This is a genomic window from Amycolatopsis sp. NPDC114503 (assembly GCF_055633655.1).
The window spans coordinates 392,574-412,320 of sequence record NZ_JBVKDT010000005.1 but is presented as its reverse complement, the minus strand read 5'-3'; the positions used below and the strand labels follow the sequence as shown (position 1 = coordinate 412,320).

Below are 19,747 nucleotides of genomic sequence, written 5' to 3'. Positions count from 1 at the left end.
GGTCGTTGATCACTTCCGGATGCCCCACTCCGCCATGTTGTACACCGGCCCGTCGAGGGTCGAGTTGTTGCGGATGTTCGCGATCTTGTCCGACGAGGCGATGAAGGTCGGCTTCTGGTACAGCGGAAGCACGTACGCGTCGCTCGACATGACCTGGTCGGCCTGGTTGAGCAGGTCCGCCGCCTTGGTCTGGTCGGTCTCGGCGTTGGCCTGCGCCATCAGGCTGTCGACCTGCGGGCTGCTGTACTTGCCGTAGTTGTTGCCCTGCCCGGTGCCCCAGTTCTGGATGGCGCCGCCGAACGGGAACGGCGACGCGACCCAGGCGAACACGATGACGTCGTAGTCGCCGCTGGTGGTGGTCTGGCCGAGGTCGTCGGTGGACTGGACCTTCACCTTGACGCCCAGCTGGGCAGCGGTCTGCGCGAACAGCTCGCACTCGTTCTGCCGGATCTGGTTGCCGACGGTGTAGCGGATGCGCAGCTCGGGAACGGCCTTGCCGCTCGGGTCCGTCAGCTGGTTGTTGGCCAGCTTGTAGCCCGCGTCGGTCAGGATCTTCTTGGCCTTCTCGATGTCACCGGAACCCTGGCCGGTCGAGCTCACCGTGTCCTTGTAGCCGGTCTGCTGCGGCACGAAGTTGTGGTTGTTGAGCGGCTCGACCTTGTTGGTGAACTGGCCGACGGTCTTGGCGATCATGTCCTTGCGGTTGACCGCGGTGAACAGTGCCTGGCGCAGCGGCTTCTGGGACAGCGCCGGGTTCTTCAGGTTGAAGTCGAAGTGCTCCCAGGTCAGGCCGAGGCCGATGAACGAGGAGATGTTCGGCATGTTCTTGACCTGGTTGATGAGGTCGACCTGCGGCTGCGGGTAGATGACCTGCACCTCGTTGTTCTGCAGGGCGGTCGGCTCCTGCGTCGCGTCGGTGATGACGCGGAAGATGACGCTGTTCAGCTTCGGCTTCTCGCCCCAGTACTTCTCGTTCGGGACCTCGGTGACCGACTGGTTGTTGACGAACTTCGAGATCTTCCACGGGCCGCCGGACCAGGTCGGGACGGTCGTGCCGAACCACTTGAAGGACGACGCGAGGCCGGCCGGGGTGTTGGTGTCGCCGTGCTGCTTGGCCAGGTGCGCGGGGTACATCGCGCCGCCGGAGCTCCACAGCAGCTTCCAGTCGGTGAACGGCTTGTCGAACACGACCGTCACGGTCTTGCCGCCGTCGGAACCGGTGACGGACTTGACCTGGTCGTAGCCCGCGGTGCTGGCCGCGGCGCAGTCGGCGCAGTCCTTGCCGTTCTGGACCTTGTAGTTGTAGATGAAGTCGTCGGCGGAGAACGGCGTGCCGTCCGACCAGGTCGCCTTCGGGTTGATCTTGTAGACCACCGTCTGCGGGCTGGTGCTCGTGACCTCGGCCGACTCGACGAAGTCCTTGTTCAGGACCGGCTTGAGGTCGGGGGTCGCGTAGAAGGTGTAGGGCAGCAGGCCCTTGGTGACCTCGCCGGTTTCGAAGACGTTGCCCTCGGCCGAGATGACGTTCCAGTTCGGGACGTTCTTCTCGATGGCGTAGGTGACGTCGCCGCCCTGGGTCAGCTGATCGGCCTGCGCCGTGTTGCAGCTGTTCGGGTTCTTGTCGCAGTCGGCGAATGCCTGCCCGGTCTGCACCGCGCTGTTGCCGCCTCCGCCACCACCGCATGCGGAGAGCAGAAGGGCCGCGCCCGCGACGAACGCGCCGAGTTTCGCGGCGCGCGACCTAGTCGTCACTAACATTCATTCTCCTTGCTCGACGCCGTCGCGGGTTTGCGAGGCGGCTCTTCCTGACGCGCAAGCACCGATCGGTATCGCGTTGCTCACCGTAGCCGTGAAACTTAGGCATTGGACAGACGGCAAACCTATCGATCCGGACACTCTCAGTGAGATCGTTGCGGAACAGATATCTCGCACCCCCTGGTTGCACCGTGGTTTCCGCGTCCGATCGACTACGGTTAGTAGTTGATCACGGAAATTCGGAACCAGTTCGGGTGGCAGTTCGGTCCAGCGGGCCGACTGGCCCGGCGGACAATAACCGCCCCGTTTCGTGTGCGGTACCCCAGCTAATGGAGTAGTCGCACGGCCGCGACGAACCCGAAGTGACAAGAAATTGGTCCGATCTCGTGAAACGAAACAATGCGCCCGCCGCCGGGCGCGGGCAGGACTGTCCGGACGGAGGCGGGTGCTCGGTGGGTGTTCCGAGCATCTTGCGTCCTTGCCCGCGCATTCCGAACCGCGGAACGTTCCGCGGAAGGGAACGCCCACGGTCCGGGACGCTGGTCCGACTTAGTGGGATGCCGGTGCATTTTCCCGTGCACGCTGCGGATTCCGTTCCCGGAACGCCGCGCCGGGGGTCGGCGTCCCGGGTGCGGGCGCGACGGTCACTAACCTGAGGGCGTGAAGCGGAAGCTGCTGCTGGTCCACGCGCACCCGGACGACGAAAGCATCGCCACCGGCGGGGTCATCGCGCGTTATGCGGCCGAAGGCGCCGAGGTGTGCGTCGTGACCTGCACGCTCGGCGAAGAGGGCGAAATCGTCCCGCCGCGGCTCGCGCGCCTCGTCGCGGCGGAGGCCGACCAGCTCGGCGGATACCGGTCGGGGGAAATGGCCGCCGCGGCCGCCGCGCTCGGTCTCGCCCGGCACGAGTACCTCGGCGGCATCGGCCGGTGGCGCGATTCGGGCATGGCGGGCACGCCGGCCGCCGAGCACCCGCGGGCATTCACCGGCGGTTCGGCGGTGGAGCAGACCGCTCAGCTGCGCGAACTCATCGACGACTTCGCCCCCCAGGTCGTCGTCACCTACGACTCCTTCGGCGGCTACGGCCATCCCGACCACATCCGCGCGCACGAGATCACCATGGCCGCGGCACCGGAGGCCCCGTCGGTCGAGCGGGTTTTTCACGTGGTCCAGTCCGAGTCCGCGCTCACCGCCGGGCTGGCCGAACTGCGCGCCGACGGAACATCACCGTTCCGGGTGGCCGCCGACGACGAGCTTCCGTCCACTCCGGACGGCAAGATCACCACCGTGGTCGACATCTCCGCGCACCGGCAGGCGAAGCTGGCGGCACTGCGCGCGCACGAAACCCAGCTGACCGTGGTCGACGGCGCCGTCGCGCACTTCGCGCTCACCAACAGCATCGCGCAGCCGATCCCGTCCGCCGAATACTTCGTGCTCGCCCACGGCGACGCGCACGGCGCCGAGACCGATCTGTTCGGCGGGTGGTGACGGTGTCCGCTCCGTTCGCCCCGCTCACCCGCGACCAGTGGCTGATGCTGGTGCTGCTGGCGTTCGACGCGGTCGTGCTGGCGCTGCTCGAACTGTTCTTCCTCCCGCTGCGGCTCGGCCCGCTCGGCGAGGTGCCGATGCCGGTCACGGCGCTCGTCGGAGCGGTCACCACGCCGTGGCTCGTGCTGACCGCGGCGAAGCTCGTCCGGCCAGGGCTGTCGTTCGTGCCGCTCTTGGTGTGGGTACTCGTGGTGTTCGGGGTCGGCTTGTTCGGCCCGGGCGGCGACGTCGTGCTCATCCAGGACTGGCGCGCACTGCTGCTGCTCGGCGCCAGCGCGCTGCCCGCCGCGCTCGTTCTCGGCGGCGGGCTCGGCCGGGCCGCGGCGAAGGGAGGTGCCCGTGTCTGAGGCCATTTCGGACCGTCAGGTCGTGGCGATTCTGCGCCCGTTCGTCCGGGCCTGCGCCCCGATGCTCGACGCGCTGCGCGAATCCGATCCGTTCGGTCTGCAAGCGCGTGCCCGTCGCGGCGAGGACGAATTCGCCGACGCTGGGTTCAAGAAGAAGATGCTCCACGCGCTGACGTCGGTGAAGGTGCCGGGCACCGCGGCGTGGGCGTCGATGGACATCGACCAGCGCGCGAGCTGGTGGGTCAACCGCGTCGGGCGGCTCACGTCTTTGCTGACGTCGATCCCCGGACTCGGCGGAGCGCTCGCCGACCGGCTGCCGGTGCAGGACACCCTCGGTGCCGCTTCGCAGGGGTTGGTGCTGTGCGCGGTCGCGGGGGAGTACGGCGTGACCGACGTCGGCAGCCGCGTCCGGCTGATCGCCTCGGTGCTTTTCGAACGGGACATCGACGCCGACCTCGCGGCGGGAGCCAGCCGCGACAAGTCCGCTCAGTCCGCAGAGGACAGTGAGACCGCGCGGCTCACCGAGGAACTCGACGAATCCCATCGCAAACACGGCAAGGTGACAGCGAAAGCCGTCGCGACCACCCTCTGGCACCTCGGCAAGTCGCTGTGGGGGATCACCGGCGAACTCGAGAAGCGCCCGCGCGGCCGGTGGTTCCACCGGGCACTCGGGATGCTGCCGGTGGTCGGCGCGGCGGGCGACTACCTCGGCGAGCGCTCCGGACTGAAAAAGGTCTGGAAGCGCGCGCACGCCTGGCTCATGGCCCACCGGGAGTGGGCCTGAGCCCTCAGTGCCAGAAGAGGAACGCGAGCTGCCCGGCGCCGGCCGCGTTCGCGCTGCCGCCGAGCGGTTCGTAGATCGCCCCGGCGATCTTCCAGAGCAGATCCGACACCGGCCGGAAAAGGAAGAGCAGCGCGAACAGCACCAGCGGCGCCCACGGCCGCACCCGCGCGCCGAACTCCCGCGCCTGCGGGGAGAGGTACGGCTCCAGCGCACCCCAGCCGTCCAGCCCCGGCACCGGCAGGATGTTGATCACGAACGTCATCATCTGCAGCAGCGCGAGGTACGACATCGCGAAGTAGAGGCCGGTCGCCATCGGGATCAGCATCGTCGCCAGGCACAGCGCGGCACCGACGGCGAGGTTGCTGAGCGGGCCGGCCAGCGAGGTCCACGACGCGGTCGCTCGGTTGCGCAGCGCGCCGCGGTTGATCCACACCGCGCCGCCGGGAAGCGGGATGCCGCCGATCAGCAAGAAGATCAGCGGCAGCACGAAGGACAGGACGGGGTCGGCGTAGCGCCGGACGTCCAGCGAGAGGTACCCCTTGTGAGCGATCTCGTGATCACCGCCGCGGAAGGCGACGAAGGCGTGCCCGAACTCGTGGAGCGTCAGCGAAGCCATCCAGCCGCCCAGAACGAGCAGCACGACCCCGGCGACCAGCATCGGGTCGCGGAGATTCGTGAAGTCACCGTATGCAGCCAGGAAACCACCGGCGACGGCTACGGCGAGGATGCCGAGGAAGATCGGGCTCGGACGCACTGCTGATCTCTGCACCCCACCAGTCTTCCGTATGCCCGGTGTGAAGTCTTCGGCGTGTCCCCTTGCGCACCCGGGCACAGAGATCCCCCGAACTCGCTACTCGGCTTGACCTGGCCGACCTACACAGGTGTAATCACAGTGATGTCATTCGCTGTCGGAGGGGGCAGCGGGTGTCGTTTCACCACCGCCAGCCTGGGGAGTGCGTAGGAGCGAGGAGGCGGACGTGCGGTTGGAAGCGGACAACAGGGAATGGGGGCACGTCGTGGGTTGGGGAGAGAACCCGGAGCAGCAGCTCGGGGATCTGACCGACCTTTTCGACGTCCCCGAGGAGCAGGACTGGCAGGAGCGCGCCCTGTGCGCGCAGACCGACCCGGAGGCGTTCTTCCCCGAGAAGGGCGGCTCGACCCGCGAGGCCAAGCGGATTTGCCTTGGCTGCGAGGTCAAGGACGACTGTCTCGAGTATGCGCTGGCGCACGACGAGCGCTTCGGCATCTGGGGCGGACTGTCCGAACGGGAACGTCGCAAGCTGAAGAAACGGGCCGTCTAAACGGGTTTCGGTTCCCCCGGTCCACGCGGACCGGGGGTGCGCCCCCGCCGCCGTCATGGCGGCGACGCAGTGCTGCGGCCGGCGCGACGCGGCGGGATGGGAGTCCTCGCCGGGGTGGCGCCGGGCACATTCGCCGGATTCGCGCGGCCTGATCCATCGCTGTCATGAGGGCAAAACTGCCGTCCCGGCGGCCGGAAAACCCGTGCTGTGCCGTGGTTCTCTTTGTGATCTTCGTCTTCTGCCGCCGAAACCCGGGAGTGCCGCGGATCTCGTGGCCGGACCGGAGGCCGCCGGTTCTTCCCTTGAGCGCGCGATTCGGCGCTCGCGGAATTTCTCTTGTGCTCGGTTCGTCCACGCGGTGGGATCCGCCGGGCGCGCGGCGTGGGCCGGTGCCCGCGCGTCGGCGCAGGCCGTAGGGTGACCGCACCCATCGTCCCGTCCGAGCAGGAGCCGTTCTTGCCTCGCACCGTCGTTCCGCCCGCTGTGCGGACGTTGCCCGTTCTGGCCATTGTGGTCTGTCACGACGGCGAAGAATGGCTGCCGCTGGCGCTTTCCGCGTTGCGGCGCAGCACAGTCCGTCCGCGGCACGTGCTCGCCGTGGACACCGGATCTACCGACCGTACCGCGAAACTGCTCGCCGACGCAGCACAGCCGGGCGCGGCCGCCGAGGAACCGGTGCTGTCCGGAGTTGTCACTCTGACGAGTGAAACCGGGTTCGCGGAAGCGGTCGCCGCGGCCGTCGCGCACGCGGTGGAACGGTGGGGCGACCCGGGAACGTGGCTGTGGGTGCTGCACGACGACTGCGCCCCCGAACCCGACTGCCTCGACCAGCTTGTCCGAGCCGCGGAGGAAAACCCGTCCGCGAAGGTGCTGGGCCCGCTCGGCACCGACTGGACCGATCCGCGGCTGATCGTCGAGGCCGGGCTGTCCACCGACGCCTCGGGGCACCGTCAGCAGATGGCCGCGCCGGACGGCGAACCCACCGAGGTCCTCGCCGTCCCGAGCGCCGGATCGTTGGTGCAGCGGGAACTCTGGGAGACCCTCGACGGCTACGACGAGGACTTCCCGTTGCTGCGCGAGGATCTCGACTTCGGCTGGCGCGCCAACGCGGCCGGCTCGCTCGTGCTCTCGGTGCCCGCGGCGCGCGTCCGGCACGCCCGCGCCCTGTCCACCGGGCAACGCACTCCGGACGCCGCCGGCCGTCCGCTCGCCGCGCTCAACCGTGCGCACGGCCTCCGCGTCTTTCTGGTGAACTGCTCGGCCCCGTCGTTCTGGTTCGGGCTCGTCCGGCTGCCGGTCATGCTGGTGCTGCGCGCGTTCGTGTTCTTCGTGCTGCGGCGCACCACCGAGGCAGGCGCGGAACTGGCCGCGCTCGGATACTTGTGCGGGGGCAAGGGAAATCTCCGCGCGGCCCGTGCGCGGCGGCGCGACCAGCCGAGGCCGGGCACCGTCCGCGGGCTCTTCACGAGCCGGATCACGAGGCTGCGCAACGCAATCAGCGCCGGGGTGGTGGGACTCGTCCGGCGCGGGGTACAGAGTGATGTCGCGCTCGGAACCCTGCCCGACAGCGTCGAGCAGGAGTCCGCGTGGATCCCGCCGGAGGCGCTCGCCGCGTCCGGGGCGCGTCCGGTCGGGCCGGACGCGTTGCCTGCTGGTGCCCTGCGCGGCCTGAGCACTCGCGGCCGGGGGCTGCGCCGGCCGGGCACGGTCGTCGCGGTCACGCTGCCCGAAGCGCCAGTGTCCGAAGAGGACACTGAACCGGCAGACGAGACCGCGGCCCATCCGTCGCCGTCGCCCCGCCCGGAACCGGCCGCGCCCGAACCGGATCTGGTGTTCGTGGAGGTCAACCGGCGACGGGTGCTCGCCGCGACCGTCTTCGCTCCGCCGGTGGTGCTGGTCGTTCTGCTCACCGCGCTGGCTTTGGTGCTCAACCGCGGGCGGCTCGGCCTCGATCTGTGGGGCGGTCAGCTGCTGCCGGTCGGCGGGCTCGGCGAGATCTGGTCGACGTACCTGTCGCCGTGGCACTCGATCGCTGGCGGCACCGGCGCGCCCGCTCCCGCGACGCTGCCGGTGCTCGGGACGATCGGCGCGATCTTCGCCCCGATCGGCGGTCCGGCCGCGCTGGTGGCGATCTTGCTGATCGGCGACATCCCGCTTGCGGCGCTCAGCGCTTATGTCGCCACGCGCAAGCTCGCCGTGCGTCGCTGGGTGCGCGCTGCTGTTGCGGCGACGTATGCGTTGCTGCCCGCCGCTACTGCGTCGGTCGCGCAGGGGCGGCTTGATGTGGTTGTGGTGCATCTCGTGTTGCCGCTTGTGGTCGCGGGGATCGTCCGGTTGCTGACTCGGCCGGGCACGCGGTGGTTGCACGTCTCGGCGTTGTCGGCGTTCGGTGTCGCGTTGCTCGGGGCGTTTTCGCCGCTCGCGCATGGGCTTGCGCTGGTGGGCCTGTTGGTCGGGTTCGTGGTGCTGCCCGCGCCGTCGGGGCTGGCCCGGCGGGTGGCGTCGGTCGGGATCGTGGTGCTGTTGCCGCTGGTCTTGCTGCTGCCGTGGCCGACGGTGCTGCTGCGGCATCCGGAACTGCTGCTGCAAGGTCTCGGCGGTCCGGCCGCTCCGGCGTCCGCTACGGATCTCGCTGGTCTGACGCCGGGCGGGCCGGGTGCGTGGCCGATCGGGGTCGTGGTGCTGGCGGCGACGCTGGTCGCGCTTGTGGTTCGGCCGCGGAAGCAGGTCGTCGGCGGGTTGGCGCTGGCTGTGCTGGGGCTGATCGGGGTGGTTTTGGTTCGGCAGGTGCAGCTGACGCCGATGCAGGGCGGGGCGCCCGCGTCGGGGTATGCCGGGGTGCCGTTGCTGGTGGTCGGGGCTGGGCTGTTGTGGGCGGTGCTGGCTACTTGGCAGCGCGGTGGTTCGGCGATGCCTGTTGCCTGGTTGCCGAAGGTGCTGGCGGTGGCTGGGGTTGTGGTGGTGGCCGCGTTGGCTGCCGGTGCGGTCGCGACGGGGTCCGAGGGGCCGTTGACGGCGGCGGCGCGTCCGCAGCTTGCGCCTGAGGTGGCTGCGGATGTCGCGGCTACCGGCCGGTCGGTGCTTGACGTGAGCTCTGGGCAGGTTCGGCAGACCGGGGGGCGGTTGGCGCTCTTCGGGGACGACGAGCTTGCGCCGGTCAAGGGGACGCCGGAGCGGTTGGCTGAGTGGCGGCGGGGGCTGGGGCAGGGCGATGTCGCGGCGCTCAAGCGGGTGTTCGCGGCTGCTGCGGCTTCTGGGGTGCAGTACGTGGTGTTGCCATCGGGGACGGATGCTCGGGCGTTTGCGGCGGCGGTGAGTGATTTTGCCGCGGTGGCTGCGCCGATGGCGGATGGACGTCCGGTGTTGCGGTTGTTGCCCAAGGCTGGAGTGGTGGCGTTGATTTCGCCGGAGTTGGCTAAGCAGGCCGTTACCGGTGGGGGTGCGCCGGGGACTAATCCGGGGATTTCGCCGGTGGCTGCTCGGTTGCCGGATGTTCGGGTGCGGGCGTCGGAGGGGCCTACTGGGCGGTTGCTGGTGCTGGCGGCTGAGCAGGAGGCTGGGTGGCAGGCGAGTGTCAATGGGAAGGCTGTGCCGATTGTGCCTGCTTGGGGGCATCAGGTTGCCGTGTCGGTGCCGGCGCAGCCGTCCGAAGTCTCGGTGAGTTTTCCTGGGACTGAGCGGGGGTTGTTGCTGTTGGTTCAGCTTGCGGCGGTGTTGTTTACGGCGTTGACGGCGATTCCGTCTCGGAGGCGGGGGTGAGGGGGCGGCTCGTCGCCTGGGGGCGACATTGCGGCCTGGTGGGCGCCCACCACCCCGAAGCTTGATTGTGCTGACGGTTCGGGGGTGCTTGTCAAGGCGGGAAAGATGCCTTGACAAGCACCCCCGAACCGCAGGGAGGCTTCGTATCGGGGTTGGGGGAGGGGCTGGGTGCCTCGACTGTGGGGGGGTGTCCCTATGTGGTTGTCAAGCCGCAGCCGGGGCGGAGTCGGGTTCGGGGTGTCGGTAGTGGGTGCCGTTGCGGAGCATGGCGTAGAGGACGTCGCAGCGGCGTCGGGCGAGGCAGATGAGGGCGGCGTTGTGCTTCTTGCCCTCGGCTCTTTTCTTGTCGTAGTAGGCGCGGCTGGTGGGGTCGGACAGGGCGGCGAAGGCGGCGAGGAAGAACGCGCGCTTGAGTTTGCGGTTGCCGGTGCGGGCGGGGTGTTCGCCTTTGATGGATGTTCCGGAGCTGCGGGTGACGGGGGCGATGTCGGCGTAGGCGGCGAGGTGTGCGGAGCTGGCGAAGTGGGAGGCGTCGCCGATCTCGAGGAGGATGCGGGCTGCGGTCCTGACGCCGATGCCGGGCATCGAGGTCAGGACCCCGGCAAGAGGGTGCGCATCGAGTATCCCCTCGACCTGTTCGGCGACTTGTTTGCGTTGCTGGAGAACGGTTTTCAGGCTGTCCGCGAGCCGGGGCAGGACGGTGTCGGCGGCTGCGGTGCCCGGGACGGTGACGGTCTGTTCGGCCAGCGCGGTCGTGATCGCCTCGACCAGCCGCTCGCCCATGCGGGGCGCGTGGGCTTTCGCGATGGCGGTGATTTTGCGGCGTCCGGCTTTGCGGATTCCGGCGGGTCCGCCGCATCTGGACAGGATTTCCAGCACCGCCGGGTGGGAGATGCGCGGTCCGATGGCGCGTTCGAGGGCGGGGTGGATGCCGGTGAGCAGGCCGCGGATGCGGTTGCCGATCCGGGTGGCCTCGGCGGCGAGGTCGTCGTCGAACCCGGCCAGCACGTCCAGTTCGGCCAGGGCGTCGTCGCCGACGTCGACCGGGCGCAGCGTGTGCGGCAGCGAGCGGGCCGCGTCGGCGATGACGAACGCGTCCCGCGCGTCGGTCTTCGCCCGGCCCGGATAGAGGTCCGCGATCCGGCGCATCGCCAGGCCCGGCAGGTAGGCCACCTGGTGACCCGCGGCGCGGGCGACGGCGACCGGCAACGCCCCGATCGTCGCCGGCTGGTCGACCACCACCAGCAGCGGCCCGTGCGCGGCGAGCGTGTCGAACAGGGCCCGCAGCTTGGGTTCGCTGTTGGGCAGCGGCCCGTCGTGCAGGCGTTTGCCGTCCGGATCCAGGCCGACCGCGTGATGGGCCTCCTTGCCGACGTCCAGGCCGAGGAACACCCCGTAACTTCTGCTCATCACCAGGTCTTTCGCCGAGTCCCGGGTGGTCGCCGGTCAGGCATCGAGCGCCGGCACCCACGTTACGACGAGACCTGCCTTTCCGGCGGCCGTGTCCCTATCAGCGGTCCCTCGATGCCACCAGGCCCGGTGACACCACCCCCCCCGGATCATGCACTCGACTGGGGGCGTCAGTCATGCCAGGCCTGGCGACCACAGCTCCTTGATCAGGAACCACGAAAAACGGTAACGGGGCGTTAGTCGCCTTCGATGACGTCTGGTTCTACGCCTAGGTAGCCGGCTACCTGTTCGACTAGGACGTCGTGGACTAGGTCTGCCAGTTCTGAGGGGTCTTTTGCCCGTGCTTCCAGGGGGCGTCGGTACAGGACGATGCGGGCGCGGGTGGGGAGGCCGGTGCGGTCTACTCCGGCTGGGACCAGGCGTGACAGCGGTACTGCGCCGTCGTGAAGTACGCCGTCTGCGGGGGCTCGGCCGTCCAGGCGGACTTCTGGGACGTCGTCTACCGCTACGTCCAGTTTCGTCAGTTCGTGTCGCCAGCGGGCCTCGATGGGCTCCAGGGCGTCCAGCACCAGCGCGTCGAAGCGCTCCGCGCGGCTCGCCGCCGCGGGCAGGGACGCTGGATAGAGCGTCCCGCGCAGGCCCCGGCCGTGCCGGTCCCGTCGCATTCGCTGCCGTTGTCGGTAGTCACGAGCCGTCGCCACCGTCCAAGTCTATGCGGTCGCCAGGACAACGCGCGTGTCGCCGGTACTCGCTTGCGGCGACGCGCTATCGTTTCGGATCGTGCGGAGCGTACGGAAATGTTCGCGAACGGGTTGCCTCGAACCCGCTGTCGCCACGCTCACGTATGCCTACCAGGACTCGACCGCGGTCGTCGGACCGCTGGCCACCGCTTCCGAACCGCATTCCTACGACCTGTGCGAGGCCCACGCGCTGCGGCTGACCGTCCCGAAGGGCTGGGAAGTCGTCCGCCACGAGGGGGCCTTCGCCGCTCCGGAGCAGTCCGCCGACGAGCTGACCGCGCTGGCCGAGGCGGTGCGCGAGGCCGGTCGCTCCGACGTCCCGGCGGCGCAGCCCGAGCCGGAAGGCCCCTCCGGCAGGCGCGGCCATCTGCGCGTCCTCCCGGGGCGCGCCTGAGCCGTCCTCCCGCCCGGTAGGCTTTCGCCCGCGGCGCGACTGGCGTCGCCACGGAACTAGCGGCGGGGAGAAGGCGTGCCAGACCTTTCGGGCATCGTGAAGGCCTACGACATTCGCGGCGTGGTCGGCGAGCAGCTGGACGCCGCCCTCGTCCGGGACTTCGGGGCCGCGTTCGCGCTGCTCATCAAGCCCGAGGCGCCGGCCGTCGTGATCGGCCACGACATGCGCGACTCGTCGCCCGGCCTGGCCGAGGCGTTCGCCGACGGGGTCACCTCGCAGGGCCTCGACGTGGTGTCGATCGGCCTGGCCAGCACCGACCAGCTCTACTTCGCGTCCGGTTCGCTCAACCTGCCCGGCGCGATGTTCACCGCCAGCCACAACCCCGCGAAGTACAACGGCATCAAGATGTGCCGCGCCGGAGCCTCCCCGGTCGGGCAGGACACCGGCCTCGCCGAGATCCGCGACACCGTCGAGCAGGGCGTTCCCGCCTTCGACGGACAGCGCGGCACCGTCTCCGAGCGCGACGTCCTCAGCGACTACGCCGCCTACCTGCGCAATCTCGTCGACCTCTCCGGCTCGCGGCCGCTCAAGGTCGTGGTCGACGCCGGCAACGGCATGGGCGGGCACACCGTCCCGACGGTCTTCGAGGGCCTGCCGATCGACGTCGTGCCGATGTACTTCGAGCTCGACGGCACCTTCCCGAACCACGAGGCCAACCCGCTCGACCCGGCCAACATCGTCGACCTGCAGGCCAAGGTGCGCGAGGTCGGCGCGGACGCCGGGCTGGCGTTCGACGGCGACGCGGACCGCTGCTTCGTCGTCGACGAGCGCGGCGAGCCGGTGTCGCCGAGCGCGATCACCGCGCTGGTCGCGGTGCGCGAGCTGGCGAAGGAGCCGGGCGGGACGGTCATCCACAACCTGATCACGTCGAAGGGCGTGCCGGAGATCGTGTCCGAGCACGGCGGCAAGCCGGTGCGCACGCGCGTCGGGCACTCCTTCATCAAGGCCGAGATGGCCCGCACCGGTGCGATTTTCGGCGGTGAGCACTCCGCGCACTACTACTTCCGCGATTTCTGGCGTGCCGACACCGGCATGCTGGCCGCGCTGCACGTCCTCGCCGCGCTCGGCGAGCAGAACGGGCCGCTGTCCGCGCTCACCCAGGACTTCTCGCGCTACGCGGCGTCCGGCGAGATCAACTCGACGGTCGGCGACCAGGTCGCGCGGATGCTCGCGGTGAAGGACGCGTACGCGGGCAAGTCCGGCGTCGAGATCGACGAGCTGGACGGGCTCACCGTGCAGCTGCCCGGCGGCGCGTGGTTCAACCTGCGCCCGTCCAACACCGAACCGCTGCTGCGGCTCAACGTGGAGGCCGCCGACCGGGCCGCGGTCGAGGCGCTCACCGCCGAGGTGCTGGCCATTGTCCGGGCCTGACCCGCTGGTGCCGGATTGTGTCCGGAAGGCGCCCTTAACACCCCAACGACGCGTGGTATGGAGGAACTATGGCCATCACGCTTGACGCACAGCTGCTGGAGATCCTCGCGTGCCCGTCGCCGGATCACGCTCCGCTGCGTCCCGGCACGCCGGACGACGCCGAGGCGGACGCGCTGACCTGCACCGAATGCGGCCGGGTGTACCCGGTGCGCGACGGGATCCCGGTCTTGCTGCTCGACGAGGCGACGCTGCCCGGCTCGGCTGACCACGGCGACAGTGCTTGACCATGCTTGACGATTCCCTGCTCGACGACTCCGCGCGGCTGGCCGACGCCGACCGCGCGGGGTTGCTGCGCGCCGCCGCGATGGCGGGCGCGCAGGTGCGGGCCACCGCCGAGGCGGCGGCCGAACTGGAGCTGAGCGACCGGCTGGACGTCGGGCGTCCGCGTTCGCTCGTGCTCATCGACCGGCCAGGGGTGAGCCGCACGCTCACCCGGCTGCTGGCCGCGCTGCTCGCGCCGTCGTGCCCGGTGCCGGTCGTGGTGGCCGAATCGGTGCCGGCCTGGATCGGCGCGCTGGACGTGGTGTTCGCGCACACCGACGACGCGGGCGACCGCGAGCTGGCCGCTTCGCTGGAGCGCGCCGCCCGGTTCGGCGCGTCGGTGGTGCTGTCCGCGCCGGCGGAGGGGCCGGTCGCGGCGGCGGTGGCGGGCAAGGGCGTGCTGCTCGCGCCGCGCGTTCCGGTGCCGCCGGAGCTGGCGTTCCCGCGCGGGCTGGCCGCCGGGCTGCTCACCGCGAACGCGCTCGGCCTGCTGGTCGCGGACGTGCAGGCGCTCGCTGACCAGCTCGACCTCGAAGCGGAGAAGGACTACCTGGCGCGCGAGTCGTTCGCCAATCCGGCGAAGGCGCTCGCGCTGCGGGTCGCGGACCGGGTGCCGCTGCTGTGGGGGCTCGACCCGGTCGCGGTGGCGGTCGGCGAGCACGCGGCGCACGCGTTCGCCGCGCACGCCGCGCTGGTGTGCGACGTGGAGGACTACCGGCAGGCGCTCGCTCGCCCGGCCTTGCGCCGGATCGCACAATCAGGCGGCGTGGAGCGAGACATTTTCGCCGACCCGGACGACTCTCCTGGTGGAGTCGCGACGCGGGTGCTGCTGCTGTCGGTGCGGACCGGTCCGGCCACCGAGGCGGCCCGGTACCAAGCCGAGGAGTTCCTGCCGGGCGCGGACCTGATCGCGCCCGCCGAGGAGATCGAGGCCGACGAGATCGTCCGCGCCGCGGTGCTGGCGCTGCGGTTCGAGCTGGCCGCGGTGTACCTGGGGCTGGCGGCGGGCAGCATCGGCGGGGCCGGAAGATACGAACCGGCCTCCGCCTGAGGGAGCAGGGGGGAACGCGGGCAGGCGGTTCCGCCGCCGCGTGCGTCGGCCCAGTGCCGACGGGAAGGATTGGGAGTTGACAGTGGAGCTGTTGCGCAACGCCGTACGGCCCTACGCCTGGGGATCGCGAACGGCCATCCCGCAGCTGCAGGGACGTCCGGTGCCGGCGCCGCACCCCGAAGCCGAGCTGTGGATGGGAGCGCACCCGGGGGACCCGTCGCACGTGCTCGGCCCGGACGGCGCCGAGGTGAGCCTGCTCGAACTCGTCGACGCCGATCCGGTCGGCCAGCTGGGCGAGGATTGCGCGCGACGCTGGGGCAACCGGCTGCCGTTCCTGCTGAAGATCCTCGCCGCGGAAGAACCGCTGTCGATGCAGGCACACCCGTCCGCGGCGCAGGCTGCCGAAGGCCACGCCCGCGAGGAGAAGCTGGGCATCCCGCGCGACGCCGCGAACCGGAACTATCCGGACCCGACGGCGAAGCCGGAGCTGGTCTGCGCGCTGACGGAGTTCCACGCGCTGGCCGGGTTCCGCGACCCGCACCGCACGGTCAAACTGCTGAAGGCGATCGAGACGCCCGGGCTGGGCAAGTACACCGGCCTGCTGGAAGCCCAACCGGATCCGGCCGGTCTGCGTGCGCTGTTCACCACCTGGATCACGCTGCCGCAGTCCTCGCTGGACGAATTGCTGCCGGAGGTGCTCGACGCGTGCGTCCGGCACGTCCAGGACCACGGCGAGTTCGCGACCGAATGCCGCACGATCCTGGAACTGGGCGAGGCGCACCCGCGCGACGCCGGTGTCCTGGCGGCGTTGCTGCTCAACCGCCTGACGCTGCGTGCCGGCGAGGCGATCTACCTGCCTGCCGGGAACCTGCACCTGTACCTGCACGGGACCGCGGTGGAGATCCTGGCGAACTCGGACAACATCCTGCGCTGCGGGCTCACGCCGAAGCACGTGGACGTGCCGGAACTGCTGCGCGTGGTCGACTTCGCGTGCGGGGAAATGCCGGTGCAGCACGGAGAATGCGCCGGCCAGCGGATGGCGGTGTACCACACGGACGCGCCGGAATTCGAACTGTCGCGAATGGAATGGGCGGCTGGGGACGACGCCGAGCTGGAGGTCGACTCGGCCGGGCCGCAGATCCTGTTGTGCACCGAAGGGGATCTTCTGGTGCTCGCCTCGGACGGGGAACGGGTGGAGCTGCAGCGGGGGCAGTCGGTGTGGCTGCCCGCCGCGGATCCGGCGGTGCGGGTGCGGCCGGGGAGCGGGGCGCGGTCGCAGCTGTTCCGGGCTACTGCTGGGGCTTGTGAGCTGTGAGCTGACTTCAGACATTCAGTTCGGCGGACCAGGTCGCGAAGAAACGGCGCAGAGCGGAGACCTGGGAGAGCGCGATTGGCAGGTCCCGGTCTTCGAAGCGGGACAGGGAGCCGAGCATCTGCGCGAACACCGAGGTGTCGAAGCCCGGCCGGGTCGTCAACTGTTGCGCCAGCAGAGCCGCGCCGCCGGCGAGCAGGAATCCATCGCTTTGCGGCAGTTCGAAGAAGACCTTCGCGACAGCCACCTGGAACGAAGTCAGCCCCTCGGGCGCGGTCACGACGCAGCGACCGGCCGGACGCTCTCAATGAGCGGAGCCCACGCGGCTCGCACGCCCCGAGGAAGGACCAATTCGTCCCACAGGTCGATCAGCAATGCGCCATCGATGTATTCCGCGATGTGTTCGCTGGTGCCCTCTCTCAACACGATCTCGTAGACGCGGGCCCGTTCCGCGCGTACGGCGAGGTCGAAGCGGCGTTCCGGTTCTGACCAGTTGAGTTCGATCGGCAGAGCAACCCTCGCGAAGGCTTTCGCGAGGGCCAGCCGGGGCAAGCTGGCGGGTACCGAAATCGAACGGCCGCTGGTCGTGTGTTCGTGGAAAAGGAGCTGCGGCTCAAGGGCAAGCGTGAATCCCGCCCCGGCGAGCAGGCGGATGACTGTGTCGACAGTGGGCGACTTCTTGCCCCTCTCGTACGCGGACAGGGTGGGTCGCGAGGTGCCCGCTCGCTGAGCCAGTTCTTGCTGGCTCAAGTCCGCTGCCTTGCGTGCTGTCGTGAGCAGTTCGGCTGTGCGCATCGTCGCCGTCCTCCAAGGCCGCTATGTATCCGATAGGATACCACGAGAAAGGTATCCGATCGGATACCTCAACGAGGAAGAGCGGGAAGGGTGGCAGCCCAGCGCTTCCCTCCCCCAAGGCTCCTCTAGGCTCCCACCGGGCAATTCGGGCGCGGAGCAGGGAGCGGGAAGTGTCAGCTGGCGGGGGAACCAAGGCGATCATCGCGGCGCTCGCCGCCAACGCCGGGATCGCGGTGGCCAAGTTCGTCGGCTTCCTGGTCACCGGGTCGTCGTCGATGCTGGCGGAGGCGGTGCACTCGCTCGCCGACACGTCGAACCAGGGGTTGCTGCTGCTCGGGCAGAAGACCTCCAAGCGGCGCGCGACCCGGGAGCATCCGTTCGGCTTCGGCCGGGACCGCTACTTCTACTCGTTCATCGTCGCGCTCATGCTCTTCACGCTCGGCGCGGCGTTCGCGCTGTACGAGGGCATTCACAAGATCATCGAGCCGCAGCCGCTGGACACTCCGGTTGTCGCGGTGGTTATTCTGGTCGTCGCGATCTGTCTCGAGGGGTACAGCTTCCTCACCGCGATGGGCGAATCGCGCAAGATCAAGGGCAATGTGAGCTGGTGGCGGTTCATCCGCCAGGCCAAGGAGCCCGAACTGCCGGTCGTGCTGCTGGAGGACTCCGGCGCGCTGCTCGGCCTCGTGTTCGCCTTGCTCGGCGTCGGATTGTCGGTGCTGACCGGCAACCCCGTTTTCGACGGCATCGGCACTGTCTTCATCGGCGCGCTGCTGGGCGTCATCGCGGTCATCCTGATCATCGAGATGAAGAGCCTGCTGATCGGCGAGGGCGCGACCGACACCGATCTCGCGACCATCGTGGACGAACTCGCTGCGGGCAAGGTCGAGCGGGTCATCCACATTCGCACCCAGTACCTCGGCCCGGACGAACTGCTCGTCGCCGCGAAGCTCGCGCTCGTGCCCGGCCTCGACACCGCCGCGATCGCCGGCGCGATCGACGACGCGGAGGCCCGCGTGCGCGCGAAGGTTCCCGTCGCGACGCTGATTTACCTGGAGCCCGACCTCGACCGCGAGACGCGCTGACTGTCCGGACAGCTGGCGCCCAACTGACAGGCTAGGGTGGCGCCCGGTCCCCACGAAGGTCACCGCAGGAGGTCAAAGTTGCCCGGCACTGGGTTGTGGCGCACCAAATCAATCGAGCAGTCCATTTCGGACACCGATGAGCCGGAGACGAAACTCCGCAGAAACCTGAGCGCCTGGGACCTCACGGTCTTCGGCGTGGCGGTGGTCATCGGCGCCGGAATCTTCACGCTCACCGCGCGCACGGCGGGCGATTTCGCCGGGCCGTCGGTGTCCGTCGCGTTCGTCATCGCCGCGATCGCCTGCGCGCTCGCCGCGTTGTGCTACGCCGAATTCGCTTCGACTGTCCCGGTCGCGGGCAGCGCGTACACGTTCTCCTACGCCACCTTCGGCGAGTTCATGGCGTGGATCATCGGCTGGGACCTGATTCTGGAGCTGGCCGTCGGCGCCGCCGCGGTCGCCAAGGGCTGGTCGTCCTACCTGCAGACGGTGCTGGAGTACATCTTCGGCAAGGGCACCAAAACGTCGATCGATCTCGGCGGCGGCTTCGGCATCGACTGGGGAGCGTTCATCGTCGTCGCCGCGCTGGTGACGTTGCTGGTGCTCGGCACGAAGCTGTCGTCGCGGTTCTCGATGGTGATCACCGGGATCAAGGTCGCCGTCGTGCTGTTCGTGGTCATCCTCGGCATCTTCTACATCAAGTCCAGCAACTACACGCCGTTCGTCCCCGAGGGCAAACCCGCCGGGTCCGGGTCGAGCGGCGTCGACCAGTCGCTGTTCTCGCTCATCGCGGGCGGCGGCAGCAGTTCGTTCGGCATTTTCGGGCTGCTGGCGGGCGCGTCGATCGTGTTCTTCGCGTTCATCGGGTTCGACATCGTCGCGACCACCGCGGAGGAGACCCGCAACCCGCAGAAGGCCGTGCCGCGCGGCATTTTCGGCTCGCTGGCGATCGTGACCGTCCTGTACGTCGCGGTGTCGCTCGTGGTCGTCGGCATGGTGCCCTACACCGATCTCTCGACCTCGGCGGGCGACGGCAGCCACAAGACGCTCGCCACCGCGTTCTCCGCCAACGGCGTCGACTGGGCCGCGAACATCATCTCCGTCGGCGCGCTGGCCGGCCTGACCACCGTCGTCATGGTCCTGATGCTCGGCCAGGTGCGGATCATCTTCGCGATGTCCCGCGACGGCCTCATGCCGCGTTCGCTGGCCAAGACGAGCGACCGCGGGACGCCGAAGCGCGCGACGATCGTGGTCGGCGCACTGGTCGCGGCGGGTGCGACGTTCTTCCCGGCCGACAAGCTCGAGGAAATGGTCAACGTCGGCACGCTGTTCGCGTTCATCCTCGTGTCCGCGGGCGTGCTGGTGCTGCGCAAGACGCGCCCGGACCTGACGCGCGCCTTCCGCGTGCCCGCCGTGTGGGTCATCGCGCCGCTGGCGATCCTGGCGTGCCTGTGGCTGATGCTGAACCTGACCGTGCTGACCTGGCTGCGGTTTGTCGTCTGGATGATCATCGGCGTGGTCATCTACTTCGCCTACAGCCGGCGGCATTCGCTGCTCGGGAAGCGCCAGTCGGGCGTCGGACAGGGAGGCGCGGTGCCCGAATCCGCGCCGCCGGTCGCCGACTGACCCGCTCCCCGTCGTTCCCAACGGCCCGCCGTCCACCTTGGACGGCGGGCCGTTTCCCGTGGTCGGCGAGCCGGTGGTCACGGATGCGCAA

General features: G+C 69.5%; 18 protein-coding genes. 12 read left to right on the top strand and 6 right to left on the bottom strand.

Annotation, left to right across the window (positions count from 1 at the left end):
- Positions 1 to 9 precede the first annotated feature (9 nt).
- Positions 10 to 1,758 (bottom strand): ABC transporter family substrate-binding protein, encoded by a 1,749-nt coding sequence (locus ACZ7OI_RS23700; protein ID WP_470266353.1) that lies wholly within the window; start codon positions 1,756 to 1,758, stop codon positions 10 to 12.
- Positions 1,759 to 2,415: 657 nt separating this feature from the next.
- Here ACZ7OI_RS23700 and mshB point away from each other — a divergent pair.
- Genes mshB through ACZ7OI_RS23685 form a run of 3 tightly spaced genes read left to right on the top strand, consistent with a single transcriptional unit; the run spans position 2,416 to position 4,434 of the window.
- Positions 2,416 to 3,243 carry an N-acetyl-1-D-myo-inositol-2-amino-2-deoxy-alpha-D-glucopyranoside deacetylase gene (gene mshB / locus ACZ7OI_RS23695; protein ID WP_470266352.1) on the top strand — a complete coding sequence of 276 codons (828 nt, stop codon included), beginning with the start codon at positions 2,416 to 2,418 and terminating at the stop codon, positions 3,241 to 3,243.
- A gap of 44 nt (positions 3,244 to 3,287) precedes the next feature.
- Positions 3,288 to 3,650: a hypothetical protein gene (locus ACZ7OI_RS23690; RefSeq protein WP_470266672.1), complete on the top strand. Its 363-nt coding sequence runs from the start codon at positions 3,288 to 3,290 to the stop codon at positions 3,648 to 3,650.
- Positions 3,643 to 4,434: a hypothetical protein gene (locus tag ACZ7OI_RS23685; protein WP_470266351.1), complete on the top strand. Its 792-nt coding sequence runs from the start codon at positions 3,643 to 3,645 to the stop codon at positions 4,432 to 4,434. Before ACZ7OI_RS23690 ends, ACZ7OI_RS23685 begins: the two co-directional genes overlap by 8 nt.
- A 4-nt stretch (positions 4,435 to 4,438) precedes the next feature.
- On the opposite strand, the gene ACZ7OI_RS23680 is transcribed toward ACZ7OI_RS23685, so the two are convergent.
- The gene (locus tag ACZ7OI_RS23680; protein WP_470266671.1) at positions 4,439 to 5,188 is read right to left on the bottom strand and encodes a site-2 protease family protein; all 750 of its coding nucleotides are present in this window, start codon (positions 5,186 to 5,188) and stop codon (positions 4,439 to 4,441) included.
- A 223-nt stretch (positions 5,189 to 5,411) separates the two neighbouring features.
- Between ACZ7OI_RS23680 and ACZ7OI_RS23675 the strand changes: the two genes are divergently transcribed.
- Together ACZ7OI_RS23675 and ACZ7OI_RS23670 are read left to right on the top strand one after the other, a co-directional pair.
- On the top strand, positions 5,412 to 5,735 hold the full coding sequence (locus ACZ7OI_RS23675) for a WhiB family transcriptional regulator (RefSeq protein WP_037355639.1): 324 nt from the start codon (positions 5,412 to 5,414) through the stop codon (positions 5,733 to 5,735).
- Between the two features lie 456 nt (positions 5,736 to 6,191).
- Positions 6,192 to 9,494: a glycosyltransferase gene (locus ACZ7OI_RS23670; protein WP_470266670.1), complete on the top strand. Its 3,303-nt coding sequence runs from the start codon at positions 6,192 to 6,194 to the stop codon at positions 9,492 to 9,494.
- A gap of 204 nt (positions 9,495 to 9,698) precedes the next feature.
- Here ACZ7OI_RS23670 and ACZ7OI_RS23665 read toward each other — a convergent pair whose 3' ends face one another.
- Entirely contained in the window at positions 9,699 to 10,904 is a 1,206-nt protein-coding gene (locus tag ACZ7OI_RS23665; protein WP_470266350.1) for an IS110 family RNA-guided transposase, read from the bottom strand.
- Between the two features lie 236 nt (positions 10,905 to 11,140).
- Entirely contained in the window at positions 11,141 to 11,569 is a 429-nt protein-coding gene (locus tag ACZ7OI_RS23660) for a metallopeptidase family protein (RefSeq protein ID WP_116206535.1), read from the bottom strand.
- Positions 11,570 to 11,684: 115 nt separating this feature from the next.
- Here ACZ7OI_RS23660 and ACZ7OI_RS23655 point away from each other — a divergent pair, with 115 nt between their 5' ends.
- The 5 genes from ACZ7OI_RS23655 to manA all read left to right on the top strand — a co-directional run bounded on the left by ACZ7OI_RS23655 (position 11,685) and on the right by manA (position 16,156).
- Entirely contained in the window at positions 11,685 to 12,038 is a 354-nt protein-coding gene (locus ACZ7OI_RS23655) for a DUF3499 domain-containing protein (protein WP_116206536.1), read from the top strand.
- A 75-nt stretch (positions 12,039 to 12,113) separates the two neighbouring features.
- Positions 12,114 to 13,469: a phosphomannomutase/phosphoglucomutase gene (locus ACZ7OI_RS23650; RefSeq protein WP_470266349.1), complete on the top strand. Its 1,356-nt coding sequence runs from the start codon at positions 12,114 to 12,116 to the stop codon at positions 13,467 to 13,469.
- 68 nt (positions 13,470 to 13,537) lie between these two features.
- A complete protein-coding gene (locus ACZ7OI_RS23645) occupies positions 13,538 to 13,753 on the top strand; it encodes a Trm112 family protein (RefSeq protein WP_344286243.1) in 216 nt (71 codons plus the stop codon).
- A 2-nt stretch (positions 13,754 to 13,755) separates the two neighbouring features.
- Positions 13,756 to 14,841 carry a hypothetical protein gene (locus tag ACZ7OI_RS23640; protein ID WP_470266348.1) on the top strand — a complete coding sequence of 362 codons (1,086 nt, stop codon included), beginning with the start codon at positions 13,756 to 13,758 and terminating at the stop codon, positions 14,839 to 14,841.
- 82 nt (positions 14,842 to 14,923) lie between these two features.
- Entirely contained in the window at positions 14,924 to 16,156 is a 1,233-nt protein-coding gene (gene manA, locus ACZ7OI_RS23635; RefSeq protein ID WP_470266669.1) for a mannose-6-phosphate isomerase, class I, read from the top strand.
- A 7-nt stretch (positions 16,157 to 16,163) separates the two neighbouring features.
- Here manA and ACZ7OI_RS23630 read toward each other — a convergent pair whose 3' ends face one another.
- Positions 16,164 to 16,433 carry a hypothetical protein gene (locus ACZ7OI_RS23630; protein ID WP_470266347.1) on the bottom strand — a complete coding sequence of 90 codons (270 nt, stop codon included), beginning with the start codon at positions 16,431 to 16,433 and terminating at the stop codon, positions 16,164 to 16,166.
- Positions 16,430 to 16,948 carry a helix-turn-helix domain-containing protein gene (locus ACZ7OI_RS23625; RefSeq protein WP_470266346.1) on the bottom strand — a complete coding sequence of 173 codons (519 nt, stop codon included), beginning with the start codon at positions 16,946 to 16,948 and terminating at the stop codon, positions 16,430 to 16,432. Before ACZ7OI_RS23625 ends, ACZ7OI_RS23630 begins: the two co-directional genes overlap by 4 nt.
- 170 nt (positions 16,949 to 17,118) lie before the next feature.
- Here ACZ7OI_RS23625 and ACZ7OI_RS23620 point away from each other — a divergent pair, with 170 nt between their 5' ends.
- On the top strand, positions 17,119 to 18,033 hold the full coding sequence (locus ACZ7OI_RS23620; RefSeq protein ID WP_470266345.1) for a cation diffusion facilitator family transporter: 915 nt from the start codon (positions 17,119 to 17,121) through the stop codon (positions 18,031 to 18,033).
- A 78-nt stretch (positions 18,034 to 18,111) separates the two neighbouring features.
- The gene (locus ACZ7OI_RS23615) at positions 18,112 to 19,656 is read left to right on the top strand and encodes an amino acid permease (protein WP_470266344.1); all 1,545 of its coding nucleotides are present in this window, start codon (positions 18,112 to 18,114) and stop codon (positions 19,654 to 19,656) included.
- Positions 19,657 to 19,747 lie beyond the last annotated feature (91 nt).